The organism is Novosphingobium sp. TK71, from assembly GCF_055361505.1.
In genome coordinates, this window is the sequence record NZ_JBSZKA010000001.1 from 1,832,750 (window position 1) to 1,845,337 (window position 12,588).

Here is a 12,588-nt window from a genome sequence, read left to right on the forward strand (position 1 = left end):
AGGGAGGAGGAGTTCCCTGCAAGAACAATCAGAAGTTGGCGCGGATACCCACCAGGACCTGACGGCCCGGATAGTAGACCGAATAGGCCGCGTTCGTGTATTCGAAGGTCGTGCGGATCGGCTCGTTGGTGATGTTCAGCACGTCGAGCGTCAGGCGCATGGCATCGTTCAGGAAGGGCAGCTGATAGCCGGCCGAAAGGTCGAGCTGGCCGCGCGCATCCGAACGCAGCGCTGCGCCCTGGATGTTGTTCTGCGGGCCGTTCACGGCGATCGACTTGTCGTTCCAGACGTAGTTCAGGCTGACCGACAGGCCATGGTTCTCGTAGAAGCCCTGGAGGTTGTACGAATACTTCGAAACGCCGGTGGCGACGAGGCCCGAGGAGGAGGACTGGTCGAGGTAGGTGCCGTTGGCCGAGAAGCCCAGGCCCTGGAACAGGAAGTCCAGCGGCTGCACCCAGGTCGCCTCGATGCCCTTGATCCGCAGGTCCGACAGGTTGACCGGACGGTTCACGGTGATCGGCAGGTTGTTGATCGCCACGCCCGAGGCAGCGGCGCGGTTGCGCAGCGCATCCTGCTGGGTGGACAGCAGGCTGTCGAACGGAATGTTGAGCGAACCGAAGGTGGCGCTCGTCACCTGCGTCTCGGTGAAGCCCTTGATGTTCTTCATGAAGGCCGAAAGACCGACATAACCGATGCCGCCGGTGTAGATTTCACCGCCGAGATCGTAGTTGTCCGAGGTGTAGGGCGTCAGGTCCGGGTTGCCCGCGGTCGCCACCAGCGCCGAAGGGTCGGAGAAGGTGATGCCCGGCAGGATCTGGCCCGCGTCCGGACGGGTCATGGTGCGCGAGGCGGACGCGCGCAGCTTGACGTTGTCCATCAGGTCGTAGGTCAGGTTGATCGAGGGCAGGAAGTTGTCGTAGTTAGACTTCGCCGTGATATCGACGATGGTGGTGCCGACCTGGCTCGGCCCGACGACGACCTGGCGGGTGTGGGCATAGCGCATGCCCGCATTGGCGTGCAGGTCGCGGCCGAACAGCTGGGTCACGCCGTTCAGTTCGAAGTAGGCGCCGAACACTTCCTCGTCCATGTCGCCGGTCGCGCCGCCGGTCACCGCGCCGCGTGCCTCGGGCGCGCTGTCGCGGTAGCTGGCATAGTTGGTGGCGGCCTTCAGGGCGTCGAAGTCCGGCACGACGAAGGCGTTGTAGCCTACGCTGCCGCTGGCGAGGTGGCCGAAGTTGCTGACCGGGAACTGCTTCAGGTACTGCGCGATGGACGAGGTGGGAACCGAGCCGGTGGCGCCGGTGCAGCCCGTGCCGCAGACCGAAAGCTGGTAGGCGCTGCTGTTGTCGTAAGCGCGGATCGAACGCTCTGCGCGGTCATAGGCGCCGCCGAACTTCACGCTGAACTGATCGTCGCCGATCGTGGTGTCGAGGTGCGCGCCCTTGGTGTCGGTGCTGCGACGCACGAGCTGGATGTTCTGGCGATACCACTGCCAGCCGAGGTTCGGGTCGTTGAGATCGACATTGGTGGTGATGAGCGGGCGGTTCGAGGCGCCGGTGTTGTCATAGTAGACGTCCACGCCCGAATTCGGCGCGGTCTGGAAGGCGAAGGTCGGCTGTTCGCGGAAGAACGAGCTCTTCGACCAGTTGGCGCTCGCCTCCACCTTCACGGTGTCGGAAGGCTGCCAGGTCACGCTCGGGTTGATGTTCCAGAACTTGGTGGTCTGCTTGAACAGGCTGGCTTCGAGGAAGAACGACGAGTTCGCGAAAGTGCCGCTGGTGACGACGTTGTTTTCGTCCACCGTAAGGTCGATCGGGATCATGCCGCCGGTCGCCTGCGCGCCGGTGCCCGGGCCCGAGTTGCGGACCTGCCAGTTCATGTTGACCTTGGTGTAGTCACGCTTGGACCTGGCCCAGATGCCGTCGAGCGCGAAGTGCAGCTCGTCGCTGGGGCGCCATTCGAGCGAGGCCAGCGCCGAGATGCGCGAGCGGTTGCCGGTGGTCAGGCTGTTGCGGCCGAGGCGCGGTAGCAGCGCGGTGCTGAGCTGGCTGGCGGTGAGGCCCGAAGTCTCGACGACATCGACCGGCTGGCCGGCGACGAGGCCGTGACCGGCATTGGCCGGGACGACCGAGGCCCAGTTCCAGTTGTTGTTGCCGGCATCGGTGCAGTCCGTACCGCAGGGCAGGTTGCCGTCGCCCCAGCCCACGGTCTCGAAACCGTCGACCCGGGTCTTGGTCTTCACGCCGGCCACGCCGACGAGGATGCCGAAGGTATCCGTGGTGTGGCTGGCGACGAGCGCGCCGCGCGGGCTGATCTTGCCGTTGCTGTCGGTGTACTGGCCCTGCGCCACGGCGGTGATGTGGGTGCCTTCCTTGTCGAAGGGACGGGCGTTGCGCAGGTTGACGGTGCCGGCGATGCCGCCTTCGAGGGTCGAGGGCGTCGGGCTCTTGGCAAGGTCGAGGCGGGTGAAGAGTTCCGAGGGGAAGAAGTCGAGGTCGACTTCACGGTTGGCGCTGCCGCCGTTGGTGCCGCCGTCCGACGCCACCTGGAGCTGCGAACCGTTCAGCAGGACGCGGGTGAAGCTCGGGCCGAGACCGCGAATGGCAACCTGCGTGCCTTCGCCGTTTATATCGCGGTTGAGGCGCACGCCGGGCATGCGGTTCAGCGTTTCGGCAAGGTTGGTGGCGGGCAGCTTGCCGATGTCCTCGGCGAAGATGGAATCGCCGAAGGTCACGGCTTCCCGCTTGGCATTGGTGGCGCTGGCCAGCGAGGCGCGGATGCCGGTGACGATGATGTCCTCGGTCGTCGGCTCGTCCTGCGGTGCGGGCGCGGGGGCGGCCGGATCGGTTGCGGTGGTCGTCGCCGGGGCGGCGGCCGTGTCCTGCGCATAGGCGGACGGAACGACGAAGCCCTGGAGCGCGGCGGCACTCAGAAGAACGGCACGAACGGAAATCAGGTTGGATCGCATTGGATATCCCCTCCCATGTAACAAGCGTCCGCCTCGTGGCGGATCGCGGGTTGCGCCACTGCTGGTAGCGCTATCATTAATACTTACATATGCCCGGCGCCGGAGCGCGTCAACAGTTATGTTAGCGGTATCTTTTATCTGTAGGTGTAGAGCTTTACGCGCTGAATCTGCCATTTTCCGGCTTCCAGGCGGATATGGCGGCCCTGATGCGTCTGGTCTCCGTTCAGCAGACGAAGCGGCACCCACTTGCCCGAGGCGTCGAATCTGCCCTCGAACGCCGAATCGATTCCGGCAAGCGCGGCGGCATCGGCCCTGGGCTTGAACGTCACGGTAATGCCCTGACCGGCGATCAGGTACTCCTCCGGGCCGATCTGGACGATCATCCCGCCGGCGGCGGCGATCGCCGCGGTCGTGCCGGGCTGCGTGGCATCGGCGCCGGGGTTCGCCACCGGCTTCTGGATATCGGCATAGGCGATGGTGAAGCGATAGGAGCCGATATCGCGGGTTTCCGGCTCGTAGACCAGCGTCTCGTCATAGAGCTGGCGCGGCTTGAAACCGGCCATGCGGTCGGTGCCCTGCGCTTCGAGGATATAGGGCTGAAGCTGCTGGAGCACGCCGTAGGCGTCCTTGAGCGGCCCCGGATTCTCGTCCACCGAATCTATCGAAAACGGGCCGAAGCCGATCGCGTCGAGCTGGCCGATGGCATAGAACGCGTTCGCCGGGGCCACCGGATTGCTTGAATTGTGCGCCTCGGGAATGAACAGCACGTTGTCCGGCCGCTTGTAGCGGTTCACGATGTCCACGAAGTTCGGGAAATAGATGTCGGGCGCCAGGAAATCGAGGTGCGGGCCGCCGGCCTTCCAGACGTCGAGCAGGTGCGGCAGCGGGCCGCCGCTGGGATATTCGCCGGGGATGCGGCCCGGACGGTTGAGCGCGACATTGACGTACATCGGGATCGGATAGGCCGCCTTGCCCGCTGCCGCGAGGCGGTCGGCGAAGCGGGCGTAGTGCCAGGCCGCGAAGACTTCCGCCGCACCGTCGCCGCCGCCGAACAGGTCGTCCCACGAACCGCTGGTGCGCGCGCCGCGATCGAGCCACATCTGGCGCATGCCCGGGACGAGCGTGTCCTTGTGCGCGACGAGATAGTTCACCAGCTCGGCCGGAACGGGCTCGCGGTAGGCGGCATTGGCGGCGGCGCTGTAGTCCCGCGCGACCGGCAGCATGCCGATCTCGTTCTCCACCTGCACCATGACGACGGTGTTGTCCTTCGCATCCACCGCCTTGAGATGCGCCATGAGCGCGGCATAGGCGCGTTCGTCCGCCTTGAGGGTCTCGGCGCCGAAGGTCGAGAGGATCTCCACCCCCTGTCCGTTGGGAAGCTCTGCGCGCGGGAAGCGCCGCTGGTCGCGCTTGACCCAGGCCGGGACATAGGTGGACATGGAGTTCTTCCACGCGCCGAACCACAGGATCACCAGCTTGAGGTTGTTCGCCCGCGCCGCCTTGATCTGGAAATCGACCGAGGACCAGTCGAACGTGCCTTCCACAGGTTCGATCAGTTCCCACGACACCGGCGTCAGCACGGTGTTGAGGTTCATGTCCTTCAGCCGCTTCCAGTGCGGTTCCATGTAGGCGGCGCTGGAAGAGGCGGAATTGCTGAGTTCGCCCGCGATCATCAGCAGCGGCTTGCCATTGACGATAAGCTGCTGCGTATCGCCCTTCGCCTCCAGGCGCGGGGCATCGGCGAAAGCGGGCGCGGTGAGGCAAAGGCTCGCGGTGAGGGCCGAGACCGCCATGAAGGCAGTGCGCAAGGTCATGCGTTCTCTCCGAGGAATGCGGTAAGCACGGCGCGGGCGCCGGATGTTTCGAGATGGCCCAGATGCGCGGCCACGGCGTCGAGCGCGGCCTCATCGGGGATGGGGCCGAGCACGGCAAGCGCGGCCGCCGCGCGCGCGCGCGGAGTGGCTGCATCGCGCAGGGCATCGGCAAGGGCCTGCGCGGCGGGATCGTCGATGGCGAAGCTTTCGCCCGCGTCGGTTGTGCCTGCCTGCCAGCGCACCCAGGCCGCGATGGCCAGCGCGATGGCGGCGAAGGAACCGCCCTGCTCCCGCACCGCGCCCAGCGGCGCGAGCAGGCGTTGCGGCAGCTTCTGCGAACCGTCCATGGCGATCTGCCGGGTGCGGTGCTGGAGCGCGCTGTTGGCAAAGCGCGCCATCAGTTCCTTGCGGTAGGCGATCACATCGAGCCCGGCCGGCGGATAGAGCGTGGGCGTGACTTCGTCCCAGAGCCGCTCCACGAAGAGCAGGCCCGCCGCGCTGCCGACGAATTCATGCACGAACCGGTCACCGGCAAGCCCGCCGAGATAGGCGATGGCCGAATGCGCGCCGTTGAGCAGGCGCAGCTTGGCTTCCTCCCACGGGGCGACGGCATCGGCAAGCTGCACGCCGAGCGCGGCAAAGTCCGGCCGCTCGCCCGCGAAGCTGTCCTCGATCACCCATTGCAGGAAGGGTTCGGCCTTGACCATGGCGCGGTCTTCCACCCCGATCAGCGCGGCGAGACCGGCAATGTCCTCGTCCGTGGTGGCGGGCACGATGCGGTCCACCATGGTGGCGGGGAAGCTGCAGCTTTCCGAAATCCACGCGGCGAGCGCCGGATCGTGCGCCTCTGCCATGGCAAGCACGGCGCCTTTCAGCAACGCGCCGTTGTGGGGCAGGTTGTCGCAAGAGAGGATCGAGAGCGGGGCCAGCCCCTGCGCGCGCCGCCGCGCCAGCGCCGCGACAAGGAAGCCCGCCGCCGTGCGCGGACGCTCCAGCCCGGCGAGATCGGCGGCAATATCCGCGTCTTCGGCCATGAGCTTGCCGGTCTTGCGGTTGAGGCAATAGCCCTTCTCGGTCACCGTCAGGGTGACGAGATGCGTATCGGGCGAAGCCAGCGCGGCCACCACCGCCTCCGGGTCTTCCGGCGCGACCAGCACGCGCTGCACCGCGCCCATGATCTGCGGGGTCTGCACCTCTCCCTCGCGCACGAGCAGGGTGTAGAGCCCGTCCTGCGGCGCCATCTGCTCCCGCACCGAGGCCGAGCGCAGCGAAACGCCGATCACGCCCCAGCGCAGATCGCCCGAGGCGAGCGCCGCCTCGAACACGGCGGCCTGATGCGCGCGGTGGAAGGCACCGATGCCGAGGTGGACAACCCCCGCCGAAACCGCCGCGCGGTCATAGGCAGGGCGCGCGACGGAGGCCGGAACCTGGCCGAGCGTTTCAGCGCACAGCCTCACAGCTTGTACGCCGCCTTGACGAGATCGTAGGCGAGCGCGCGCGCCACTTCGTGGGCCTCGTCCTCGGGCAGGCGATGTTCGGCGACCAGCTGCGCCAGCCAGGCACAGTCCATCCGCCGGGCCACGTCGTGCCGGGCCGGGATCGAGAGGAAGGCGCGGGTATCGTCATTGAAGCCGACGGTGTTGTAGAAGCCGCCGGTTTCGGTCGCACGTTCGCGGAAACGGCGCATGCCTTCGGGGGAATCGTGGAACCACCACGGCGGGCCGAGCCGCAGCGAGGGATAGTGCCCGGCCAGCGGCGCCAGTTCGCGCGAGTAGACGTCCTCATCGAGCGTGAAGAGGATCAGGGTCAGGCGCGGATCGTTGCCGTAACGGTCGAGCAGGGGCTTGAGCGCCTCCACGAATTCGCCCGGCATCGGAATGTCGCCGCCCTTGTCCCGCCCGAAACGGTCGAGCACGGCCTTGTTGTGGCTGCGATGGACGGCGGGGTGAAGCTGCATGACCATGCCGTCCTCCACGCTCATCCCTGCCATTTCGGTGAGGATCTGGGCGCGGAACAGTTCGGCATCCTGCTTGCTCGCCCCTGCCAGCACGCGCTGGTAGAGCGCCTCGCAGTCTTCGGGCGAAAGGTCGGCGGTCAGGGCGCTGGGGTGGCCGTGATCGGTCGAGGTGGCCCCCGCCTCGCGGAAGCGGGCGCGGTGGAAGCGGTGCGCGGCAAGATAGCCCGCGTAAGTCGAGACGTCCTCACCCGCCATCTCGCCGAACTTCGCGACCTTTTCGGCGAAGCCCGGCGTTTCGGGATCGACCACCGGATCGGGGCGATAGGCGGTGACGACGCGGCCGTTCCAGCCGCTTTCCCGGATCGCGCGGTGATGGGCCAGCGGGTCCAGCGGGCCTTCGGTGGTGGCGATCAGTTCGATGTTGAACTTTTCGAACAGCGCGCGGGGGCGGAACGCCTCGGTCTTCAGCGCGGCGTCGATCACTTCGTAATAGTGGTCCGCCGTCGTCTCATCCAGCAGCACGTCCAGCCCGAAGACTTCGGCAAAGACCCAGTCCAGCCACATGCGCGAAGGCGTGCCCCGGAACAGGTGGTAGTGCTTCGCGAAGATGCTCCAGATCTTGCGCGGGTCCTGCTCCACCGGGCTGCCGTCTACGCTGGGCACGCCCAGCGATTCCAGCGCGACGCCCTGCGAATAGAGCATGCGGAACACATAGTGGTCCGGCACGATCAGCAGCGAGGCCGGGTCCGTGAACGGCTCGTCATAAGCGAACCATGCCGGATCGGTATGGCCGTGCGGGCTGACGATCGGCAGGGCCTTCACGCCCTCGTAAAGCGCGCGCGCGATGGCGCGGGTGCCGGGGTCGGCCGGGAACAGGCGATCGGGATGGAGAACGAGAGGACGCGTCATGCTGTAGCTTTCTCGCCGTCGGGATCGGCGACCTGGTAGCGGGGAAGGATCAGGTGAATGACGGCAAGCGCCACGAGATAGGCGCAGGAGGCGACCACGAAGATCGGCTCGTAGCTGCCCACGCTTTCGAGGATGGCTCCGGCGAACTTGGCCATGAGCATGCCGCCCACGGCGCCCGAAAGGCCGCCGAGGCCGACGACCGATCCGGTCATCCAGCGCGGCATCGTGTCACCCGGCAGAGCGTAGAGATTGGCCGAGAAGCCCTGATGGCCGGCGCAAGCAAGGCCCACCAGCGCCACCGCCGTCCACAGGCCCGGCGCGTTCGGGGCCATGGCGATCGGCACGGCGCAAAGCGCGGCGAAGAACATGGCGGTCTTGCGCGAGCGGTTGACGCTCCAGCCCCGGCCGATGAAGCGCGAGGAAGCCCAGCCGCCCAGCACCGAGCCGACGTCGGCCAGGATATAGACCGCGATCAGCGGCGGGCCGAAATCCAGCATCTTCACGCCGAACTGCTTGTTGAAGAAGTCCGGCAGCCAGAACAGGAAGGTCCACCATACCGGGTCGATCAGGAAGCGGCCCAGCATATAGGCCCAGGTCTGGCGATAGCCGAACAGCGCGCGCCACTTGACCGGGCGGGGCTTTTCCACCGGATCGGCCTCGATCCAGGCCAGTTCCTCGGCGCTGAGGTTCTTCTTGTCGCGCGGGCGGCGGTAGAAGCCCAGCCATGCCGCCAGCCACAGCACCGTGAGCAGGCCGGTGAGGATGAAGGCCCAGCGCCAGCCCAGCGTCAGCGCGATCACCGGCACCACCAGCGGCGTCAGGATCGCGCCGACGTTGGAGCCGGCGTTGAAGATGCCGATGGCGAAGGCGCGCTCGCGCTTGGGGAACCATTCGTTGGTGGCGGCGATGGCGGCGGGGAACGTCCCCGCCTCGCCGATGGCCAGCGGAATGCGGGCGATCAGCATGCCGCTGGTGGAAGTGAACAGCGCATGCGCCATGTGGCCCACGGTCCAGAGCGTCACCGCCAGCGCATAGCCCGCGCGGGCGCCGAGCCGGTCGATCAGGCGGCCGAACACGACATAGGCAATGCCGTAGCCCGCCTGGAACCAGATCGCGAGATCGGCATAGCCGCTCTCGCTCCAGCCGTAGCGCGCCTGCAGTTCCGGCTTGAGCGTGGGCAGGACCAGCCGGTCCACATAGCTCAGGACCACCGCCGCAAAGAGCAGCGCGCAGACGATCCAGCGGATCCGGCCCGAGGGTTTCCCCGGCCCGGTCGCGGTTTCCATGGATGGCGTCACGCCGTTCACCACGCTCACCAGTTGTACATCGTGCCGTCTTCGAGGCGGTTCACCGGCAGGAAGGCGCGGCTGTATTCGTAGCCGGCGGCCAGTTCCTCATCGATGTCCACGCCCAGCCCCGGCGCTTCGCCCGGGTGCATCATGCCGTTCTCGAAGGTATAGGCATGGGGGAAGACCGCGTCCGTTTCCGGCGTGTGGCGCATGTATTCCTGCACGCCGAAGTTCGGCACCGAAAGGTCGAAGTGCAGGGCAGCGGCCATGCAGACCGGCGACAGGTCGGTGGCGCCGTGGCAGCCGGTGCGGATCTGGTAGAGATCGGCCAGCGCGGCGATGCGGCGCAGATGGGTGATGCCGCCTGCGTGAACCACGGTGGCGCGGATATAGTCGATCAGCTGGTTCTGGATCAGGTCCTTGCAGTCCCAGATCGAGTTGAAGATCTCGCCCACGGCCAGCGGCGCGGTGGTGTGCTGGCGGATCAGCTTGAACGCTTCCTGGTTTTCGGCAGGGGTCGCGTCTTCCAGCCAGAACGGGCGATAGGGCTCCAGGTCCTTGCCCAGACGGCCCGCCTCGATCGGGGTGAGGCGGTGGTGGATGTCGTGCAGCAGGTGCACGTCCCAGCCCAGCGCCTCGCGCGCGGCCTTGAACAGTTCGGGCACGACGCGCAGGTACTTCGCGGTGTTCCAGACGTTCTCGGTCGGCAGGTCGGCGTCGGCGGGCTCGTAGAAGTACTTGTCCTTGGAGACGCCGTAGGTCGAGGCCATGCCGGGCACGCCGCACTGGAGGCGGATCGCCTTGTAGCCCTGCTTCTGGTAATCGAGCGCGACCTCGATGGTGTCCTCGATCGTCGTGCCGTTGGCGTGACCGTAGACCATCACGCCTTCGCGGCTCGCGCCGCCGAGCAGCTGGTAGACCGGAAGGCCCGCGATCTTGCCCTTGATATCCCACAGCGCCATGTCGACGGCGGCGATGGCGGTCATCGTCACCGGGCCGCGGCGCCAGTAGGCACCCTTGTAAAGGTACTGCCAGACGTCCTCGATGCGGTGCGCGTCGCGGCCGATCAGGCAGGGGATCACATGGTCGGTCAGGTAGCTGGCGACCGACAGCTCCCGGCCGTTGAGCGTGGCGTCACCGACGCCGGTGGTGCCGTCGTCACAGGTGATCTTGAGCGTGACGAAGTTGCGTCCCGGACAGGTGATGATGACTTTGGCATCGACGATCTTGGGCATTGCGGGAATCCTCAGGCGATTTCGAGGGTTGTGGTCTTGAGATCGGCGCTGCTGGCGCCGACCATGATATCGAACAGGCCCGGTTCGACGACTTCGCGCATGGCCTCGTTCCAGAGGCTGAAATCGTCGGGGCCGAGGGTGAATTCGATCCGGCGCGTTTCGCCGGGCTTCAGCGTGACACGGCGGAAACCGCGCAGTTCCATGACCGGGCGGGTGACGCTGGCGGCCTGGTCGTGGACATAGAGCTGCACCACTTCGTCGCCCGCGCGCTGGCCGGTGTTGGTCACGTCGACAGAAACGGTGACATTGCCCGCCGTGCCGATGCGCGGTGCCGAAAGGCTGGGCGCGCCCACGCTGAACGTGGTGTAGCTGAGCCCGAAACCGAAGGGATAGAGCGGCGCGGTCTCGGTGAAGAGATAGCCGCGCTTGGCGGACGGCTTGTGGTTGTAGAAGAAGGGCACCTGCCCCACGTCCCTGACCACGGTGACCGGCAGCTTGGCGCCGGGATTGACGTCTCCGAACAATGCCTCGGCCATGGCGGTGCCGCCTTCCTGCCCGAGATACCAGCATTCGAGGATCGCATCGGCCTGCTCGGCCACGGTGGGCCAGGAAGGCGGGCGGCCGTTGAGCGCGACGACGATCACCGGCTTGCCGGTGGCCTTGAGCGCGCGGAACAGGTCGTTCTGCTCGCCCACGAGGTCAAGCTCGGTGCGGTCGCCGAGGTGGTTCCTGGCATAGCCTTCGCGGCTGGTCTGTTCGGTATCGCCAATGGCCAGCACCACCACGTCGCAGCTCTTGGCCACTTCCGCGGCCTCGGCGATCAGCGCGCGGTTCTTTGCCGGGTCCGCCAGCAGCACTTCGTTGGCCGAACGATCCTCGCTCTGCGTAATGAACACGCCCTGCGCGAAGACGACTTCGGCCTTGCCCGCGACGCGTGCCTTGATGCCTTCGACAAGGTTCACGCTCGAACGCGGTTCTGACGAATAGCCGCCAAGGCGGGTGACATTGGCGTTCGGCCCGATCACCGCGATGCGCTTCTGCGCGCCCGCCGTCAGCGGCAGGACGCCGGTATTCCTGAGCAGGCAGATCGACTTGCGCGCCGCTTCCAGTGCCAGCGCGCGGGCTTCGGCATTGGCGGTGAGTTTCGCGGAAGCCTTGGGATCGACCGGCCCCGCCTCGAACATGCCGCCGCGGAACTTCAGCGTCAGCATGTGGCGGCAGGCGGCATCGACGGCGGCAAGCGGCACCAGACCCTTGCGCACCTGATCGGCCAGCGTGCGATAGGCCTCGCCGTCCGGCAGGTCGCAATCGACGCCCGCATGGAGGGCAAGGCGCGCCGCGCCCTCGATATCGCTGGCGAGGTGGTGGAACGAGGCGAGTTCGCCGATCGCCGCATAGTCGCTGACCACGGCGCCGTCGAAGCCCCATTCGCCGCGCAGCACGTCTTCCAGCAGCCAGCGATTGGCGTGGCTGGGGATGCCGTCGATCTCGTTGTACGACGGCATGACGGCGGCGATGCCGGTGCGGCGCACCACTTCGCGGAACGGCGGGAAGAACGAATCGTAAAGCTCGCGCTTGCCGAGCGGGGCCGGGGCGACATTGTTGCCCGCCTCGGGCTGGCCGTGCCCGGTCATGTGCTTGAGCGTGGCGAAGACCTTGCCCTCGCCCAGTTCCTTGCCCGGCCCCTGCAGGCCGCGCACGGCGGCAACGCCCATTTCTCCGCAAAGATAGGGGTCTTCGCCGAAGGTTTCCTCGATCCGGCCCCAGCGCGGGTCGCGGGCGATGTCCACCACCGGCGAAAGCGCCAGGGTGGAACCGTGGGCGCGCACTTCGCGGCCGATCACCGACTGCACGCGCTCCACCAGATCGGTGTCGAAGCTGCCCGCCATGGCGATGGCCTGCGGGAAGCTGGTCGCTTCGGGCGCCATGTAGCCGTGGAGCGATTCCTCATGGAACAGCACCGGAATGCCGAGCCGGGTCTGCTCGCGCGCCCATTTCTGGGCGGCGTTGACGAAGGCGATGGTATCGGCAGGCTTGCGCCAGCGCCCGGTCACTTCGGTGCCGGTGTTGTTGGCCGTGGCCGCGCCGCCCCGGTCGGACGGGCGGGCGATCTGGCCGATGCCGTCGGGATGGGCCTTGCTGGCGCGAACCGGATCGAAAGCGCGCGATTCGTCCATGATCTCGCGCTTGCGGGTGGAAAGCGTGACGAGCTGGGCCACCTTCTCGTCCAGCGTCATGCGGGCCATCAGGTCCTTCACGCGCAGGTCTACGGGAACCTTGGGGTCCTTGTAGAGCGGCGCGGCGGCGCGCGCGGAAACCGGAAGGAAGGCCAGCATCGAGGCGCCCGCGCCCCAGCGCAGCAGTTCGCGGCGTTTCACGGGGGCGGCGATCATGCGCGCACCGCTACGGACGAAAG

The 12,588-nt window shown here is 67.0% G+C and carries 7 protein-coding genes; all 7 read right to left on the bottom strand.

Features of this window, described 5'->3' with window-relative positions; genetic code table 11:
- Positions 1-28 precede the first annotated feature (28 nt).
- Complete coding sequence (locus tag ACXJ16_RS24060; protein WP_324699128.1) at positions 29-2,968, bottom strand: TonB-dependent receptor; 2,940 nt, start codon at positions 2,966-2,968, stop codon at positions 29-31.
- Between the two features lie 134 nt (positions 2,969-3,102).
- Positions 3,103-4,782, bottom strand: a complete 1,680-nt coding sequence (locus ACXJ16_RS24065) for a GH35 family beta-galactosidase (RefSeq protein WP_463922377.1) — start codon at positions 4,780-4,782, stop codon at positions 3,103-3,105.
- Positions 4,779-6,239, bottom strand: coding sequence for a mannitol dehydrogenase family protein (locus ACXJ16_RS24070; protein ID WP_463922378.1), 1,461 nt, complete (start codon positions 6,237-6,239; stop codon positions 4,779-4,781). Before ACXJ16_RS24070 ends, ACXJ16_RS24065 begins: the two co-directional genes overlap by 4 nt.
- Entirely contained in the window at positions 6,236-7,648 is a 1,413-nt protein-coding gene (gene uxaC / locus ACXJ16_RS24075; protein ID WP_324699131.1) for a glucuronate isomerase, read from the bottom strand. Before uxaC ends, ACXJ16_RS24070 begins: the two co-directional genes overlap by 4 nt.
- Complete coding sequence (locus ACXJ16_RS24080) at positions 7,645-8,934, bottom strand: MFS transporter (RefSeq protein ID WP_054436759.1); 1,290 nt, start codon at positions 8,932-8,934, stop codon at positions 7,645-7,647. Before ACXJ16_RS24080 ends, uxaC begins: the two co-directional genes overlap by 4 nt.
- Before the next feature lie 26 nt (positions 8,935-8,960).
- Entirely contained in the window at positions 8,961-10,172 is a 1,212-nt protein-coding gene (gene manD / locus ACXJ16_RS24085; RefSeq protein WP_054436761.1) for a D-mannonate dehydratase ManD, read from the bottom strand.
- 11 nt (positions 10,173-10,183) lie between these two features.
- Positions 10,184-12,565, bottom strand: coding sequence for a glycoside hydrolase family 3 N-terminal domain-containing protein (locus ACXJ16_RS24090; protein WP_463922379.1), 2,382 nt, complete (start codon positions 12,563-12,565; stop codon positions 10,184-10,186).
- Between the last annotated feature and the right edge of the window lie 23 nt (positions 12,566-12,588).

Coding starts and splice junctions, on each gene's coding strand:
- uxaC (WP_324699131.1), bottom strand. CDS start 7,648: ATGACGCGTCCTCTCGTTCTCCATCCCGATCGCCTGTTCCCGGCCGAC.
- manD (WP_054436761.1), bottom strand. CDS start 10,172: ATGCCCAAGATCGTCGATGCCAAAGTCATCATCACCTGTCCGGGACGC.
- ACXJ16_RS24080 (WP_054436759.1), bottom strand. CDS start 8,934: ATGGAAACCGCGACCGGGCCGGGGAAACCCTCGGGCCGGATCCGCTGG.
- ACXJ16_RS24090 (WP_463922379.1), bottom strand. CDS start 12,565: ATGATCGCCGCCCCCGTGAAACGCCGCGAACTGCTGCGCTGGGGCGCG.
- ACXJ16_RS24065 (WP_463922377.1), bottom strand. CDS start 4,782: ATGACCTTGCGCACTGCCTTCATGGCGGTCTCGGCCCTCACCGCGAGC.
- ACXJ16_RS24060 (WP_324699128.1), bottom strand. CDS start 2,968: ATGCGATCCAACCTGATTTCCGTTCGTGCCGTTCTTCTGAGTGCCGCC.